At 68.3% G+C, this 16,913-nt stretch carries 14 protein-coding genes; 11 read left to right on the top strand and 3 right to left on the bottom strand.

Annotation, left to right across the window (positions count from 1 at the left end; all coding sequences use genetic code 11):
• Positions 1-32: 32 nt before the first annotated feature.
• From ugpE to ugpB, 3 genes are all read right to left on the bottom strand, one after another.
• Complete coding sequence (ugpE, locus tag EZ242_RS08700; protein ID WP_135284743.1) at positions 33-884, bottom strand: sn-glycerol-3-phosphate ABC transporter permease UgpE; 852 nt, start codon at positions 882-884, stop codon at positions 33-35.
• A 13-nt stretch (positions 885-897) separates the two neighbouring features.
• Complete coding sequence (gene ugpA, locus EZ242_RS08705; RefSeq protein ID WP_135284744.1) at positions 898-1,785, bottom strand: sn-glycerol-3-phosphate ABC transporter permease UgpA; 888 nt, start codon at positions 1,783-1,785, stop codon at positions 898-900.
• A 238-nt stretch (positions 1,786-2,023) separates the two neighbouring features.
• Positions 2,024-3,334, bottom strand: a complete 1,311-nt coding sequence (gene ugpB, locus EZ242_RS08710; protein WP_135284745.1) for a sn-glycerol-3-phosphate ABC transporter substrate-binding protein UgpB — start codon at positions 3,332-3,334, stop codon at positions 2,024-2,026.
• 196 nt (positions 3,335-3,530) lie between these two features.
• On the opposite strand from ugpB, the gene EZ242_RS08715 reads away from it, so the two are divergent.
• From EZ242_RS08715 to aspS, 11 genes are all read left to right on the top strand, one after another.
• Positions 3,531-7,421, top strand: coding sequence for a DUF3683 domain-containing protein (locus tag EZ242_RS08715; RefSeq protein WP_135284746.1), 3,891 nt, complete (start codon positions 3,531-3,533; stop codon positions 7,419-7,421).
• The gene (locus EZ242_RS08720) at positions 7,421-7,852 is read left to right on the top strand and encodes an HIT family protein (protein WP_135284747.1); all 432 of its coding nucleotides are present in this window, start codon (positions 7,421-7,423) and stop codon (positions 7,850-7,852) included. The genes EZ242_RS08715 and EZ242_RS08720 overlap by 1 nt, the downstream gene beginning before the upstream one ends.
• A 15-nt stretch (positions 7,853-7,867) precedes the next feature.
• Positions 7,868-8,278, top strand: coding sequence for a gamma-butyrobetaine hydroxylase family protein (locus tag EZ242_RS08725; RefSeq protein ID WP_135284748.1), 411 nt, complete (start codon positions 7,868-7,870; stop codon positions 8,276-8,278).
• Between the two features lie 107 nt (positions 8,279-8,385).
• On the top strand, positions 8,386-9,117 hold the full coding sequence (ubiE, locus tag EZ242_RS08730; protein WP_135284749.1) for a bifunctional demethylmenaquinone methyltransferase/2-methoxy-6-polyprenyl-1,4-benzoquinol methylase UbiE: 732 nt from the start codon (positions 8,386-8,388) through the stop codon (positions 9,115-9,117).
• Positions 9,118-9,181: 64 nt separating this feature from the next.
• Positions 9,182-10,195 carry a Tim44 domain-containing protein gene (locus EZ242_RS08735; protein ID WP_205960622.1) on the top strand — a complete coding sequence of 338 codons (1,014 nt, stop codon included), beginning with the start codon at positions 9,182-9,184 and terminating at the stop codon, positions 10,193-10,195.
• A 50-nt stretch (positions 10,196-10,245) separates the two neighbouring features.
• Positions 10,246-10,803 carry a hypothetical protein gene (locus EZ242_RS08740; RefSeq protein WP_135284751.1) on the top strand — a complete coding sequence of 186 codons (558 nt, stop codon included), beginning with the start codon at positions 10,246-10,248 and terminating at the stop codon, positions 10,801-10,803.
• The gene (gene ubiB, locus EZ242_RS08745; protein WP_135284752.1) at positions 10,800-12,368 is read left to right on the top strand and encodes a ubiquinone biosynthesis regulatory protein kinase UbiB; all 1,569 of its coding nucleotides are present in this window, start codon (positions 10,800-10,802) and stop codon (positions 12,366-12,368) included. The genes EZ242_RS08740 and ubiB overlap by 4 nt, the downstream gene beginning before the upstream one ends.
• 83 nt (positions 12,369-12,451) lie before the next feature.
• On the top strand, positions 12,452-13,930 hold the full coding sequence (locus EZ242_RS08750; protein WP_135284753.1) for a high affinity choline transporter 1: 1,479 nt from the start codon (positions 12,452-12,454) through the stop codon (positions 13,928-13,930).
• Between the two features lie 119 nt (positions 13,931-14,049).
• Positions 14,050-14,403 carry an FmdB family zinc ribbon protein gene (locus EZ242_RS08755; RefSeq protein WP_135284754.1) on the top strand — a complete coding sequence of 118 codons (354 nt, stop codon included), beginning with the start codon at positions 14,050-14,052 and terminating at the stop codon, positions 14,401-14,403.
• 27 nt (positions 14,404-14,430) lie between these two features.
• Positions 14,431-15,051 (top strand): DUF502 domain-containing protein, encoded by a 621-nt coding sequence (locus tag EZ242_RS08760; RefSeq protein WP_135284755.1) that lies wholly within the window; start codon positions 14,431-14,433, stop codon positions 15,049-15,051.
• A gap of 30 nt (positions 15,052-15,081) precedes the next feature.
• Positions 15,082-16,884 carry an aspartate--tRNA ligase gene (gene aspS, locus EZ242_RS08765; protein ID WP_240787027.1) on the top strand — a complete coding sequence of 601 codons (1,803 nt, stop codon included), beginning with the start codon at positions 15,082-15,084 and terminating at the stop codon, positions 16,882-16,884.
• Positions 16,885-16,913 lie beyond the last annotated feature (29 nt).

Here is a 16,913-nt window from a genome sequence, read left to right on the forward strand (position 1 = left end):
GCGCGTGCGCACGCTCCTCTCGTGTGCTTGTCTTACTTTTCCGAATCGACCAGGCCCTTGACGAACCAGCGCTGCATCAGCAGCACCACGAGCGCCGGCGGGATCATGGCCAGGATGGCCGTGGCCATCACGATGTTCCAGTCGTTGGCGGCATCGCCGCCGGAGATCATCCGCTTGATGCCCATGACCACCGGGTACATGGATTCATCCGTGGTCACCAGCAGCGGCCACAGGTACTGGTTCCAGCCGTAGATGAACTGGATGACGAACAGCGCCGCGATGCTGGTGGACGACAGCGGCAGCAGCACGTCCCAGAAAAAGCGCATGGGTCCCGCGCCATCGACACGGGCCGCCTCCACCAGTTCGTCGGGCACCGTGAGGAAGAACTGCCGGAACAGGAAGGTGGCCGTTGCGCTGGCGATCAGCGGCACCGTGAGGCCCGCGTACGAGTTGAGCATGCCCAGGTCGGACACCACCTGGTAGGTCGGCCCGATGCGCACCTCCACCGGCAGCATCAGCGTCACGAAGATGGCCCAGAAGAAGAACATCCGCCCCGGGAAGCGGAAGTACACGATGGCGAAGGCCGAGAGCAGCGAGATCGCGATCTTGCCCACGGCGATCACCAGCGCCGTGATGGTGCTGACCATCATCATGCGGCCCACCGGCGCGGTCGATGCCGCGCCGCCGCCCGTTCCGGAGATGGCATGGGCGTAGTTCTCGATCATGTGCGGCCCGGGCAGCAGCGGCATGGGCACCTGCACGATGTCCTGCGCCGTGTGCGTGCTCGCCACGAAGGTGATGTAGAGGGGAAAGGCCACCACGATCACGCCCAGCACCAGGACGAGGTGCGAGACGAAGGTGGCCAGGGGACGTCTTTCGACCATGTTCTGTCCTGGACTAGTAGTTCACTTTCCGCTCGACATAGCGGAACTGGATGACCGTGAGCACGACCACGATGGCCATGAGCACGACGGACTGGGCCGCCGAGCCGCCCAGGTCCAGGGCCTTGAAGCCGTCGTAGTAGACCTTGTAGACCAGGATGGCCGTGTCCTTGCCCGGGCCGCCCTCGGTCGCCGCATCGACGATGGCGAAGGTGTCGAAGAAGGCGTACACCACGTTGATCACCAGCAGGAAGAAGGTCGTGGGCGACAGCAGCGGGAACACGATGCTCCAGAAGCGCCGCCAGGGCCCGGCGCCGTCGATGGCGGCCGCCTCGATCAGGCTGCGCGGGATGGACTGCAGTCCGGCCAGGAAGAACAGGAAGTTGTAGGAGATGTGCTTCCACACCGCGGCGAACACGATCAGCGCCATGGCCTGGCCGCTATTGAGCAGGTGGTTCCACTCGAAACCGATCTGCCGCAGGCCATAGCTCACGACGCCGATGGACGGTGCGAACATGAACAGCCACAGCACGCCGGCCACCGCCGGCGCCACCGCGTAGGGCCAGATCAGCAGGTTCTTGTAGAGGGACGAGCCGCGCACCACGCGGTCGGCGAACACCGCCAGCGCAAGCGACAGCGCCAGACCGATGCCGGCCACCAGCACGGAGAAGATGGCCGTGGTCTTGAAGGAGGCGAGATAGCTCGTGTCGTCGATCAGCCGGCGGAAGTTGTCCAGGCCGACCCATTCGACCGAGGTGCCGAAGGCATCCTGCTGCTGCAGCGACTGCACCAGGGCCTGGCCGGCCGGCCAGAAGAAGAAGATGGCGATGACCGCCACCTGGGGCGCGAGCAGCGCGGCGGGAAGCCACCAGCTCTTGAAGCGAACTCTTTTTTCAACGGTCAAGGCGGACCTGCGCAGAGTGGGTCAAACGGAAACGCCCTTCACCGAAGTGAAGAGCGCAGGAAAAGGCCCGCCGGAGGGGCGGGCCGGGAGCCGCGAATCAGGCGGTCATCAACCAGAGAAGGCGTGAAGGAATCGTAGCGAGCGGCCCGAGGTGGCGCCGAGCATCGAAGCCGTACATGGGTACGGCGAGAAGCGCAGGCGCCAGATCGGGTCGCGCAGTAGATTCATTCGCGCCTTCTCAACCCTTGTTGGCGCGCTCGAAGCGTTCGAGCTGCTCGTTGCCGCGCTTGACGGCGGTGTCCAGGGCTTCCTTGGCCGTCTTCTTGCCGGCCCAGACCTGCTCCAGTTCCTCGTCCATGATGGCGCGGATCTGGTTGAAGTTGCCCAGGCGCACGCCGCGTGACTTGTCGGTGGTCTTGCGGACCATCTGGTTCACCGCCGTGTCCGTGCCCGGATTCTCCTTGTAGAAGCCTTCCTTCTCGGTCAGCTTGAAGGACGCCAGCGTGATGGGCAGGTAGCCGGTGCGCTGGTGGCTCTTGGCCTGCACCTCCGGGTTGGTCAGGTAGTCGAAGAACTTGGCCACGCCCTTGTATTCGGCCGCCGGCTTGCCGGACATCACCCACAGCGAGGCGCCGCCGATGATGGTGTTCTGCGGTGCGCCCGGAACGTCCGGGTAGTAGGGCAGGGGCGCGATGCCGAAGTCGAACTTGGCGTTCTTCTTGATGCTGGCGTAGGTGGAGGAGCTGGCCGTGGCCATGGCGCACTCACCCGAGTAGAAGGGCGCATCGCCCTTGTTGCCGCGGCCGCGGTACTGGAACAGGCCCTGCTTGGCCATGTTGGCCAGGTTCTCGATGTGGCGCACGTGCAGCGGGCTGTTGAAGGCCAGGCGCGCGTTGGTGCCACCGAACCCGTTGTTCTGCGTCGCGAACAGGGTGTTGTGCCAAGTGGAGAAGCTCTCCAGCTGCGTCCAGCTCTGCCAGCTGGTGGTGAAGGGGCATTCGACGCCGGAGGCCTTGAGCTTGGCGGCGGCCAGGGTCAGTTCGGGCCAGGTCTGGGGCGGCTTGTTGGGGTCCAGGCCCGCCTTCTTGAACAGGTCCTTGTTGTAGTTCAGCACCGTGGTGGAGCTGTTGAAGGGGAAGCTCAGCATCTGGCCGTTGGGGGCCGTGTAGTAGCCCACGACGGCCGGGATGTAGGCGCTGGCGTCGAACTTGTAGCCGGCGTCCTGCATCACCTTGCCCACGGGCACGACGGCGCCCTTGGCGGCCATCATGGTGGCGGTGCCGACTTCGTACACCTGGAGGATGTGCGGCGCATTGCCGGCGCGGAAGGCGGCGATCGAGGCCGACATGGCCTCGTCGTAGGTGCCCTTGTAGGTGGGGACGATCTTGTAGTCCTTCTGGCTGGCGTTGAAGCCGTTGGCCAGGTCGACGACCCAGTCGTTCAGGCCGCCGGTCATCGAGTGCCACCACTGGATCTCGGTCTGCGCCCAGGCCGGGGCGTGCAGCGCTGCGGCCATGGCGGCCAGCGCGAGGGGTTTCGTGTACTTCATGAATGGTCTCCTAGACGGTCGGGACCCGGACGATAAGGCCGGTTTGTGACACTTTGTGGGAGGCGTATTGTGGTGCCAAGCGGATGGCTGGCCATCAGGGGTTTTCCTCCTGCCGCGAAAAAGCGCATTGATGCGCTGCGGTAACATCGCCGGCCAGCCGCGTCACGCATGCTTTCGGCTGCAACCTCCGTCTGCGATGAACGCCCCCGCCGCCCTCGACCATCTCCTCTCCGCCGATGCGCAGGCGCCCCGGCTGCGCGAGATCCCCTACAACTACACCTCGTTCTCGGACCGCGAGATCGTCATCCGCCTGCTCGGCGAGCGGGCCTGGGAGGTCCTGGGCCAGTTGCGCGAGGAGCGGCACACGGGCCGGTCCGCGCGCATGCTGTACGAGGTGCTGGGCGACATCTGGGTGGTCCAGCGCAATCCCTACCTGCAGGACGACCTGCTGGACAACCCCAAGCGGCGGCGCCTGCTGGTGGAGGCCTTGCGCCACCGCCTGGCGGAGGTGGACAAGCGCCGCACGCACGACGGCACCGGCCGCGACGCGCTGGTGGGCGAGCTGCTGGCGCTGGCGCAGCGGGCCGTGCAGGACTTCGACGCCGGCTTCGACCAGGTCGCCGAACTGCGCCGCCGCGCCCGCCGCACGCTCGGCCGGCTCACCGCGCGCGACAACATCAAGTTCGACGGCCTCTCGCGCGTCTCCCACGTCACCGACGCGACCGACTGGCGCGTCGAGTACCCCTTCGTGGTCCTCACGCCCGACACCGAGGCCGAGATGGCGGCCCTGGTGCAGGGCTGCATCGAGCTGGGCCTGACCATCATCCCGCGCGGCGGCGGCACGGGCTACACGGGCGGTGCCATCCCGCTCACCTGGAAGAGCGCGGTGATCAACACCGAAAAGCTCGAAGCCATGACCGAGGTGGAGCTCGTTCCCATTCCCGGCCATGCCAAGCCGGTGGCCACCGTGTGGACCGAGGCCGGCGTGGTCACCCAGCGCGTGGCCGACGCCGCGGAGCGTGCCGGCTACGTCTTCGCGGTGGACCCCACCTCCGCCGAAGCCTCCTGCATCGGCGGCAACATCGCCATGAACGCGGGTGGCAAGAAGGCCGTGCTCTGGGGCACGGCGCTGGACAACCTGGTCTCCTGGCGCATGGTCACGCCCGACGCGCGCTGGCTGGAGGTGGTCCGCCTGGACCACAACCTGGGCAAGATCCACGACGCCGAGCTCGCCACCTTCGAGCTGCGCTACTTCGACGCCGACGTGCGCCGCATCGACTGGAGCCGCCCCGACCGCACCGAGCGCCTCGCCATCCCCGGCCGCACCTTCCGCAAGGAGGGCCTGGGCAAGGACGTGACCGACAAGTTCCTCTCGGGCCTGCCGGGCGTGCAGAAGGAAGGCTGCGACGGCCTCATCACCAGCGCGCGCTGGGTGGTCCACCGGATGCCGGCGCACACGCGCACCGTCTGCCTGGAGTTCTTCGGCAACGCCAAGGACGCCGTCCCCAGCATCGTGGAGATCAAGGACTTCATGTTCGCCGAGCAGCGCCGCACCGGCACGCTCCTGGCCGGCCTGGAGCACCTGGACGACCGGTACCTCAAGGCCGTGGGCTATGCCACCAAGGCCAAGCGCGCGGTGCTGCCCAAGATGGTCCTGATCGGCGACATCGCGGGCGACGATGCCGACGCCGTGGCCCGCGCCACGTCGGAAGTGGTGCGCCTGGCCAACTCGCGCAGCGGCGAGGGCTTCATCGCCATCGGCGCCGAGGCGCGCAAGAAGTTCTGGCTGGACCGCAAGCGCACCGCCGCCATCAGCCGCCACACCAACGCCTTCAAGATCAACGAGGACGTGGTCATCCCGCTGCCTCGCATGGCCGAATACACGGACGGCATCGAGCGCATCAACATCGAGCTGAGCCTGCGCAACAAGCTGCGCCTGCTGGACGAACTGGAAGCCTTCCTCGCCCGCGGATCGCTGCCGCTGGGCCGGCAGGACGACGCGGGCGAGATCGCGCCGGCCGAGCTGCTGGAAGACCGCGTCTCGCAGGCCCTTGCCTTGCTGGCCGAGGTGCGGGCCCTGTGGGGCGACTGGCTGCAGCGCGTGGACGACCTCTTCCCCGGCTTGCAGGACCACACCCTGCGCGCGAGCTGGAAGACGCAGGTGCGCGCTCCCTTGCGCGGCATCTTCGCGGGCCAGGCCTTCGCGCCCATCCTCGCCGAGCTGGACGCCATCCACCAGCGCGTGCTCAAGGGGCGCGTCTGGGTGGCGCTGCACATGCACGCCGGCGACGGCAATGTGCACACCAACATCCCCGTCAACAGCGACGACTACGAGATGCTGCAGGCCGCCCATGGTGCGGTCCGGCGCATCATGGTGCTGGCCCGCTCGCTGGGCGGGGTCATCTCGGGCGAGCACGGCATCGGCATCACCAAGCTGGAATTCCTCAGCGACGAGGAGCTGGCGCCCTTTGCCGAGTACAAGCGCCGGGTCGATCCCGAAGGCCGCTTCAACGCCGGCAAGCTCCTGCGCAGCACCGACCCGCAGCCCGAGGCGGCCCGTGCGCTGCACGCCGACCTGACCAACGCCTACACCCCCAGCTTCGGCCTCATGGGGCACGAGTCGCTGATCATGCAGCAGTCGGACATCGGCGCCATCGCCGCCAGCGTCAAGGACTGCCTGCGCTGTGGCAAGTGCAAGCCGGTGTGCGCCACGCACGTGCCGCGCGCCAACCTCCTGTACAGCCCGCGCAACAAGATCCTGGCCACCTCGCTGCTGGTCGAGGCCTTCCTCTACGAAGAGCAGACGCGCCGGGGCGTGTCCATCAAGCACTGGGAGGAGTTCGAGGACGTCGCCGACCACTGCACCGTCTGCCACAAGTGCTTCAACCCCTGCCCGGTGAAGATCGACTTCGGCGACGTGTCCATGAACATGCGCAACCTGCTGCGCCGCATGGGTCAGAAGAGCTTCCGGCCCGGCAATGCGGCGGCCATGTTCATGCTCAACGCCACCAACCCGCAGACCATCAAGCTGGCGCGCACGGCCATGGTGGACGTGGGCTTCAAGGTGCAGCGCGCGGCCAACGACCTGCTGCGCGGCCTCGCCCGCAGGCAGACCCAGGCGCCGCCGGCCACCCATGGCACGGCGCCGGTGCGCGAACAGGTCATCCACTTCATCAACAAGAAGCTGCCGGGCGGCCTGCCCAAGAAGACCGCGCGGGCCCTGCTGGACATCGAGGACAAGAACTACGTCCCGATCATCCGCAACCCGCAGGCGACCACCAGCGAAAGCGAGGCGGTTTTCTACTTCCCCGGCTGCGGCTCCGAGCGCCTGTTCTCCCAGGTCGGCCTGGCCACGCAGGCCATGCTGTGGCATGCGGGCGTGCAGACCGTGCTGCCGCCGGGGTACCTGTGCTGCGGCTACCCGCAGCGGGGCAGCGGCCAGTTCGACAAGGCCGACCAGATCATCACGGACAACCGGGTGCTGTTCCACCGCGTGGCGAACACGCTCAACTACCTGGACATCAAGACCGTGGTGGTCTCCTGCGGCACCTGCTACGACCAGTTGCAGGGCTATGAGTTCGAGCAGATCTTCCCCGGCTGCCGCATCGTGGACATCCACGAGTACCTGCTGGAAAAAGGCATCCGGCTGGAGGAGGCGGGCGCCTATCTGTACCACGACCCCTGCCACTCGCCCCTGAAGCAGCAGGAGCCGATGAAGACCGTCAAGGCGCTGGTGGGTGAGAACGTGCGCAAGTCCGAGCGTTGCTGCGGCGAGTCCGGCACGCTGGGCGTGAGCCGCCCGGACATCTCCACCCAGGTGCGCTTTCGCAAGGAAGAGCAACTGCGCGAGGACGCGGCCGCCCTGCGCGAGTCGGCGGGCCTGCCGCAGGACGGCGCGCTCAAGGTGCTCACCAGCTGCCCCAGCTGCCTGCAGGGCCTGTCCCGCTACGGCGGCGACCTGCAGGGCGGGCTGCTGGAGGCCGACTACATCGTGGTCGAGATGGCCAACCGCATCCTCGGCGCCGACTGGATGCCCCGCTACGTGCAGGCCGCCAACCAGGGCGGCATCGAGCGGGTGCTGGTCTGATGGCCGCTGCCTGCCCCTTGTGCGCGGCCGACGGCGGCCGCCTGGTCCTGCGCACGCCCCGGTGGCGATTGATCCACGCCGAGGGGGCGGGCTTTCCGGCGTTCTACCGGCTGGTCTGGAATGCGCACGTGGCCGAGTTCTCCGACCTGGACCGCGGGGAACGCGCCGAGCTCACCGAGGCGCTGGCGCTGGCGGAGCAGCTCATCCGTGAGCACCTCGCGCCCACCAAGATGAACGTGGCCAGCCTGGGCAACATGGTGCCGCACCTGCACTGGCACCTCATCGCGCGCTTCGAGGGGGATTCCCACTTTCCGGCGCCGGTCTGGGCCACGGCGGTCCGTGAGCCCGATGCGGCGCAACTGGAGGGCGTGCGCGCACGCCTTCCCGCGCTGGAATCGGCGATGCGCGAGCGCATGGCTTCGGCGCGCTGACCATAATCGCTTTCCATGGCAGGCCTGAACGCGAACACCCCCACCCCCGTGTCCCTCACCGTGCACGGCCAGTCCCGCGCGCTCGAAGTCGCTTTCTCCGACGGCGCGAGCTTCCGGCTCCCCTTCGAGCTCATGCGCGTCTATTCGCCTTCGGCGGAGGTCCAGGGCCATGGCCCCGGGCAGGAGGTGCTGCAGACCGGCAAGCGCGAAGTCACCCTGAACGCGCTGGAGCCGGTGGGCAACTACGCCGTGCGCCCGGTCTTCTCGGACGGGCACGACACCGGCATCTTCTCCTGGGACTACCTGTACTTCCTCGGCGCGCAGCAGGACCAGCTCTGGCAGGACTACGAGCGCCGCCTCGCGGCCGCCGGCGTCTCGCGCGATGCGCCGATGCCGGTGGCCTCCGGGCCGTCCTGCGGGCATTGAGCGCCGTCTGCGCCCGTGTGGCGCGCCGCTTACAGTCGCTGACCCTTTTGCGTCCGCCAGGCCTCGCGCGGGGCCTGCGCAGCCCTGGCTTCTTCTAGCATCCACCCATGAGCACCACCGATTTCGGCTACCAGCAGGTCGACGAGCGCGAGAAGGCCCGCCGGGTGCGCGGCGTCTTCGACTCCGTGGCGCCGCGCTACGACCTGATGAACGACCTGATGTCCCTGGGCCTGCACCGCGCCTGGAAGGCCTTCACGGTCATGGTCGCCAACGTGCGCCCTGGCCAGCGGGTGCTGGACATCGCCGGTGGCACCGGCGACCTGGCGCGTGCCTTCGCCGGCAAGGTCGGGCCGACCGGCATGGTGGTGCACACCGACATCAACGAGACCATGCTGCGCACCGGGCGCGACCGCCTGGTCGATGCGGGCCTCGTGCTGCCCACCCTGGTGTGCGACGCCGAGCGGCTGCCCTTCGCCGACGCCAGCTTCGACCTGGTGAGCGTCGCCTTCGGCCTTCGCAACATGACGCACAAGCTGCAGGCCATCACCGAAATGGCACGCGTGCTGCGACCCGGTGGCCGCCTGCTGGTGCTGGAGTTCTCGCGCGTCGCGCGGCCGCTGCAGGGCGCCTACGACTTCTATTCCTTCCAGGTGCTGCCTCGCCTCGGGCGTGCCGTGGCCGGTGACGCCCAGAGCTACCAGTACCTGGCCGAGTCGATCCGGATGCATCCGGACCAGGAGTCGCTCAAGGCCATGATGAAGGAAGGTGGTTTTGGTCATGTGGACTATCACAACCTCACCGGAGGCGTGGTGGCCCTGCATGTTGGAATCAAGTGCTGATGACCCAGGCCGTTCTGGCGGGTCTCGGCGGTGAAGTGATCGATTGCTCAGTCAAACGGAGACAGTGATGAAACTTTGGTCGGCTCTTCTTGCAGGTGTGCTCGTTCTCGGAGCGATGGATGCCGAGGCGGCGCGCCGCCTCGGTGGCGGCCGCTCCATCGGCAAGCAGTCGGGCAACGTGACCCAGCGCGAGGCCGCGCCGCAGGCGCCGGCCACGCCGGGCGTGAGCCAGGGCACCAACGCCACCCAGGCGGCGCCCGCGGCGGCCCCGCGCCAGGCGCAGCCCGCCGCCGGCGCCGCAGCGCAGGCACCCCGCCGGCCCTGGGGCGGCATGCTGGGCGGCCTGGCCGCGGGCCTGGGGCTGGCGTGGCTCGCCAATGCCCTGGGCTTCGGTGCGGAGTTCGCGCAGTTCCTGCTCTTCGCGCTGCTGGCGCTGGTGATCATGGTGGTGGTGGGCATGGTCATGCGCCGGCGTGCCGCCGGTTCGGCGTCGTCCGGCCGGCCCTATGCCTTCGCCGGCGCCGGCGCCCCGGCCGAACGTGCGGCCCAGCCGCGCCACTACAGCCCGGACAAGGTCGGCAATGACGCCTCGGCGCGCCCCTGGGAGCGCTCGGGCTCGGGCCTGGACGCCTCGCGCGGCGGGGCCGGGGTGCAGATCGGCTCGGCCCTCGCGGGGACGCAGGGCTGGGGCATCCCCGCCGACTTCGACGTCAGCGGCTTCGTCGAGGCGGCCCGGCGCAACTTCATCAGCCTGCAGGACGCCTGGGACCGCGCCGACCTGCCCACGCTGCGCGCCATGATGACCGACGAGATGCTGGCCGAGATCCGCCACCAGCTCGACGAGCGCGAGGCGCAGCGCGGCAGCCAGCCGAACAAGACCGAGGTCGTCATGCTGGACGCGCAGCTCCTGGGCATCGAGGACCTGGGCGAGGCCTACATGGCCAGCGTCGAGTTCTCCGGCCTCATTCGTGAAGATGCCTCGGCGGGGCCCAATCCTTTCCGCGAGGTCTGGAACATGACAAAGCCCAAGGACGGGCGCAGCGGCTGGCTGGTGGCCGGGGTGCAGGCGCTGCAGTAGGGGCGTCGCGCCCGCGGGACGGGCGCTGTTCACGGGAATAATGGGGGGCTATGGCGACACAGTCCCCCTTTCCTTTTCTGGACGACCTGGCCGACCGCGTCGGCGAAGCCCTCCAGCCGCCGCCCTGGTTCGTGCACGAGGCGCAGCGCCGCATCGTGCTGCTGGTCAACCACGTGCTGATGCAGGAGCCCGAGGCGCAGAGCCGGCTGGCACGGCACAAGGGGAGCGTCGTCGAGGCGCACTGGCGCCACTTCCAGGTGCGCGTGGTGGCCACCCCGGCCGGACTGCTCGACCTGGCCGACCCGGCCATCACGCCTGACCTCACCCTCACCATGGTGGAGCCCTCGCCGCTGGCGCTGGCGCGCTCCGCGCTGCAGGGCGAAAAGCCGCAGGTGCGCATCGCCGGCGACGTGCAGTTCGCCGCCGAGATCAACTGGCTGGTGGACCACGTGCGCTGGGACCTGGAAGAGGACCTGGCCCGCCTCATGGGCGACGCGCCCGCCCACTTTCTCGCGCAGGGCGCGCGGGGCATGGCCGACGCGCTGCGCCGGTTTGCCGGCGCAGCCCCCGGCCGGCCACCGGCGCCGCCTTCGGGCACCGCCCGATGAGGCGGTACTTCCGCGCCGCCTTCATCCTCTGGATCGTCTTCCGGTACGGTCTGGACGAGCTGTTCCTGCGCAGCTTCGAGCATCCGGGGCTGCGCACCGTGGCGCGCGTCATGAGCATCGGGCGCGACCTGCGCGCCCCGCGCGGCCAGCGCCTGCGCGAAGCGCTGGAGCGCCTGGGACCCATCTTCGTCAAGTTCGGCCAGCTGCTGTCCACCCGGCGCGACCTGCTGCCGCACGACGTGGCCGACGAGCTCACGCTGCTGCAGGACCGGGTCCCGCCCTTCGATCCAGCCATCGCCCTGGCCACCATCGAGCGCGCCTTCGGCCGCTCCGTGGACGTGCTGTTCGCGAGCTTCGACCGCGAGCCGGTGGCCAGTGCCTCCATCGCCCAGGTGCACTTCGCCACCCTGCGCCTGAAGGGCGGCGAGGTCAGGGACGTGGCCGTCAAGGTGCTGCGCCCCGGCATGCTGCGCATCATCGAGCAGGACCTGGACCTCATGCGCATGATGGCCCGCTGGCTGGAGCGGCTGTCTTCGGAAGGGCGGCGTCTCAAGCCCCGCGAAGTGGTGGCCGAGTTCGACAAGTACCTGCACGACGAACTCGACCTCGTGCGCGAAGCCGCCAACGCGGCGCAGCTGCGGCGCAACATGGCCGGGCTGGGCCTGGTCCTCATCCCCGAGATGCACTGGGACCTGTGCCACACCGAGGTCATCGTGATGGAGCGCATGTCCGGCGTTCCCATCAACCACACGCAGCGGCTGGTGGAGGCGGGCGTGGACTTGAAGCAGCTGGCCCGCGACGGCGTCACCATCTTCTTCACGCAGGTGTTCCGGGACGGCTTCTTCCATGCGGACATGCACCCGGGCAACATCCTGGTGAGCCTGGCTCCGGACCACTTCGGGCGCTACATCTCGCTGGACTTCGGCATCGTGGGCACGCTCACGGAGTTCGACAAGGAGTACCTGGCGCAGAACTTCACGGCCTTCTTTCGCCGCGACTACAAGCGCGTGGCCGAATTGCACATCGAATCAGGCTGGGTGCCCGCGGACACACGGGTGGATGAACTGGAAGCGGCGGTGCGGGCGGTCTGCGAGCCGTACTTCGACCGGCCGCTCAGCGAGATCTCGCTGGGCATGGTGCTCATGCGCCTCTTCCAGACCTCCCGCCGCTTCCACGTGGAGATCCAGCCGCAGCTGGTGCTGCTCCAGAAGACCCTGCTGAACATCGAGGGCCTCGGGCGCCAGCTGGACCCCGACCTCGACCTGTGGAGCACCGCCCGCCCGTTCCTGGAGCGCTGGATGCTCGAGCAGATCGGCCCGCAGAAGCTCTGGGCCGAGCTCAAGGACCAGGCGCCCCGCTACGCCAAGATGCTGCCCGAGCTGCCGCGCCTGCTGCACGACTTCCTCGCGCACCGCACGCATGGGGGCGTCGAGCGGGACATGAAGGCCATGCTGCAGGAGATCCGTCGCACCAATCGGCTGCTCCAGGGTCTGACCTACGGCGCCGTCGGCTTCGCGCTGGGTTTGCTGTCGATGCAACTCATCGTGCGCGCCGGCTGGCTCTAGCGCGACCGTTTGTCGATAATGCGCCGGCCGCGCGTACGCCACGCGGACGTTCCCGATCACCTTCAACATGGAGAGCCCGTGTCATGTTGATGACGTTCATCGTCCTGTACCTGCTGGCCTCGATCGCCATCGGCCTGTACGCCGCGCGGCGGGTCCACAACACGGCCGACTACGCCGTGGCCGGCCGCAGCCTGCCGCTGGCCATCGTGATCGCCACCACCTTCGCCACCTGGTTCGGCTCGGAAACGGTGCTGGGCGTGCCGGCGCGCTTCGTCTCGGAGAACCTGGGCGCGGTGGTCGAGGACCCGTTCGGCTCGTCGATCTGCCTGATCCTGGTCGGCCTGTTCTTCGCCTACAAGCTCTACCAGCGCAACCTCATCACGCTCGGTGACTTCTACCGCCAGCGCTTTGGGCGGCTGATCGAGGTGCTGGCCTCGCTGATGATCATCATGAGCTACCTGGGCTGGGTGGCCGCCCAGGTCACGGCGCTCGGCCTGGTGTTCCACCTGCTCGCGCCCGAGACGCTGTCCGTCACGGCCGGCATGGTGCTGGGCACCGGCATCGTGCTGATCTACACCCTCTTCGGCGGCATGTGGTCCGTGGCCCTGACCGACTTCGTGCAGATGATCGTGATCGCCGTCGGCCTGCTGCTGATCGCCTGGTTCGCGGCCGACCTGGCCGGCGGCGCGGGGCGGGTGATCGAGTACGCGGCCACCAACGGCAAGTTCCAGTTCTTCCCCGAGGGCGGGGCGCAGGAGTGGCTCTTCTTCTTCGCCGCCGCCATCACCATGATGCTGGGCTCCATTCCGCAGCAGGACGTGTTCCAGCGCGTCATGTCGGCCAAGGACGCCAAGACCGCCGTGCGCGGCCCCATCATCGGCGGCTCGCTGTACCTGCTGTTCGCCTTCATTCCCATGTTCATCGTCGCGGCCGCCGTCGTCGTGATGGGCGACTCGGCGGTGCAGCTGCTGGCCGACGACCCGCAGAAGGTGCTGCCCTCGCTGGTGCTCGAGCGCATGCCGGTGCTGCTGCAGGTGGCCTTCTTCGGCGCGCTGCTGTCGGCCATCATGTCCACGGCTTCGGCCACGCTGCTGGCGCCCAGCACCACCTTCGTCGAGAACATCCTGCGCAACCTCGTCCCCGGCATGAGCGACCAGGCCACGCTGCGCGCCATGCGCATCTCGGTACTTGTCTTCACCGGCATCGTGCTGGGCTATGCCATCGTGATGCAGGGCACCTCCATCTACGACCTGGTGGCCGGTGCCTACCAGGTGCCCCTGGTGGGGGCCTTCATCCCGCTGGTGTTCGGCCTGTACTGGAAGCGGGCGACCACCCAGGGCGCGCTGGCCTCGGTGGTCCTGGGCCTGGGCACCTGGCTCTTCTTCGCGTTCACGCCCTTGTCGGTCGTGTTCCCTCAGCAGCTCGCCGGCCTGCTGGCCGCCCTGGCGGGCATGCTGGCGGGGTCGCTGGCCCCGCAGTGGATCGCCAATCACCACGGCCATGTGCATCACTTCCAGGGCTCGGGCGAAGGCGGCCGGGAAACGGTGGGCGCGCGCGGCTGATGCTGCAGCGCAGGCGCGGCGCCGGTGCTCTTGAGTTCCGCGCCCGCTGCCTATAATTGCGGGCTTTGCCGAGGGGCGCGCCAGCCCCTGGCCTTTCCAGTCCGACACCCCCGTTCGCCATGCCCATCTATGCCTATAAGTGCGGCTCCTGTGGCCATGCCAAGGACGTCCTGCAGAAAGTTTCGGATGCCCCGCTGACCGCCTGCCCCGCCTGCGGCGCCGAGGCCTTCAGCAAGCAGATCACCGCGGCCGGATTCCAGCTCAAGGGCTCCGGCTGGTACGTCACCGATTTCCGCAACGGAAGCAAGTCGGGCAGCACGTCCACCGGCGAGGCCGGCAAGACGGACGCGGGCGACAAGGCGGGCAGCCCCTCCGAGGGTGCCGGTGCCAAGCCGGCCGATGCGCCGGCCACCAAGTCGGACGGTCCCGCGGCTTCCGCCGGCGGTTGCGGCAGCGCCTGCGCCTGCCACTGAGCCCGCACTCGCCGAGCCCCGTCCGTAATGCATGCTGCGCGCAAGTGGTTTTTCGCCGGGCTGCTGGTGGTGCTGCCGGTGGCCGTCACGATGTGGGTGCTGCAGTGGATCATCGCCACGCTGGACCAGACGCTCCTGATCCTGCCCAACGCCTGGCAGCCCGACCGGCTGCTCGGCTTCCACCTGCCTGGCCTGGGCGTGCTGCTCGCGCTGGGCATCCTGCTCACGGTGGGCGCGGTGGCCAGCAACTTCGCCGGCCGCAAGCTCCTGGCCTGGAGCGACGGCGTCTTCCATCGCATTCCCGTGGTGCGCTCGATCTACTCGGGCGTCAAGCAGGTCTCCGACACGCTGTTCTCCGAGAACGGCAACGCCTTCCGTACCGCGGTGCTGATCCAATGGCCCCGGCCCGAGGTCTGGACCATCGGCTTCGTCACCGGCTCGCCCGGCGGCGACGTGGTCAACCACCTGCTGGGCGACTGGGTCAGCGTGTACGTGCCCACCACGCCCAACCCCACGGGCGGCTACTTCGTCATGCTGCGCCGCACCGAGTGCATCGAGCTGCGCATGAGCGTGGACGAGGCGCTGCGCTACGTCATCTCCATGGGCGTGGTCGTGCCGCCGGCCGTCGCCCCTTCACTTCTCAAGTAACGCGCCCGCGCGGCGCCGGATGCCTTTGCCATGTCTAGCCAGAAAATGCGTACGACCTACTGCGGTCTCGTGACCGAAGCCCTGCTGGGCCAGACGGTCACCTTGTGCGGGTGGGTGAACCGCCGGCGCGACCACGGCGGCGTCATCTTCGTGGACCTGCGTGACCGCGAAGGCTACGTGCAGGTGGTGTGCGACCCCGACCGCCCCGAGATGTTCAAGGCTGCCGAGGGCCTGCGCAACGAGTTCTGCGTGCAGGTCAAGGGGCTGGTGCGCGCGCGCCCCGAAGGCACCGCGAACGAGGGCCTGCGCAGCGGCAAGGTGGAAGTGCTGTGCCAGGAGCTCACGGTGCTCAACCCCTCGGTCACGCCGCCCTTCCAGCTCGACGACGAGAACCTCTCCGAGACCACGCGCCTCATGCACCGCGTGCTGGACCTGCGCCGGCCGTACATGCAGAACAACCTGATGCTGCGCTACAAGGTCACGATGGAGGTGCGCAAGTTCCTCGATGCCAATGGCTTCATCGACATCGAGACCCCCATGCTCACCAAGAGCACGCCCGAGGGCGCGCGCGACTACCTCGTGCCCAGCCGCGTGCACGACGGCATGTTCTTCGCGTTGCCGCAGTCGCCGCAGCTGTTCAAGCAGCTGCTGATGGTGTCCGGCTTCGACCGCTACTACCAGATCACCAAGTGCTTCCGCGACGAGGACCTGCGCGCGGACCGCCAGCCCGAGTTCACGCAGATCGACGTGGAGACCTCCTTCCTCACCGAGGAAGAGATCCGTGACATGTTCGAAGGCATGATCCGCAGCACCTTCAAGAACGTCATCGGGGTGGAGCTGCCCGCGTTTCCCGTGATGAAGCACGCGGACGCCATGCGCCTGTACGGTTCGGACAAGCCCGACCTGCGCGTGAAGCTGGAATTCACCGAACTCACCGACGTCATGAAGGACGTGGAGTTCAAGGTTTTCTCCGGCCCCGCCAACCAGGCCGACGGCCGCGTGGTGGCGTTGCGCGTCCCCGGCGGCGGCGAGATGAGCCGCGGCGAGATCGACGCCTACACCGAGTTCGTGAAGATCTACGGCGCCAAGGGCCTGGCCTGGATCAAGGTCAACGACGCTTCCGCCGGACGCGAGGGCCTGCAGTCGCCCATCGTCAAGAACCTGCACGACGCGGCCATCGGCGAGATCCTCGCGCGCACCGGCGCCGCCAGCGGCGACCTGATCTTCTTCGGCGCCGACAAGGCCAAGGTGGTCAACGACGCCATCGGCGCCCTGCGCGTCAAGGTCGGCCACAGCGAGTTCGGCAAATCGCGCGGCCTGATCCAGGGCGAATGGAAGCCGCTGTGGGTGGTGGACTTCCCGATGTTCGAGTACGACGACGACGCCCAGCGCTGGAACGCCGTGCACCACCCCTTCACCTCGCCCAAGGACGGCCACGAGGACTGGCTGGAAACCGACCCCGGCCGCTGCATCGCCAAGGCCTACGACGCCGTGCTCAACGGCATCGAGCTGGGCGGCGGCTCCGTGCGTATCCACCGCGAGGACGTGCAGAGCAAGGTCTTCCGCGCCCTCAAGATCGGCGCCGAAGAGGCGCAGGCCAAGTTCGGCTTCCTGCTCGATGCGCTGCAGTACGGCGCGCCGCCGCATGGGGGCATCGCCATCGGCCTGGACCGCTTCGTCATGCTCATGACCGGCGCCGAGAGCCTGCGCGACGTCATCGCCTTTCCCAAGACCCAGCGTGCCCAGGACCTGCTCACCCAGGCGCCCGGCCCGGTGGACGAGCGCCAGCTGCGCGAGCTGCACATCCGCCTGCGCAATACGCAGGCGGCCTGAGCATCGAAGCGGGGGCGAGGCCTACCCAG

The sequence above is a fragment of the Ramlibacter rhizophilus genome, from assembly GCF_004681965.1.
In the GTDB taxonomy this organism is placed as follows: domain Bacteria; phylum Pseudomonadota; class Gammaproteobacteria; order Burkholderiales; family Burkholderiaceae_C; genus Ramlibacter; species Ramlibacter rhizophilus.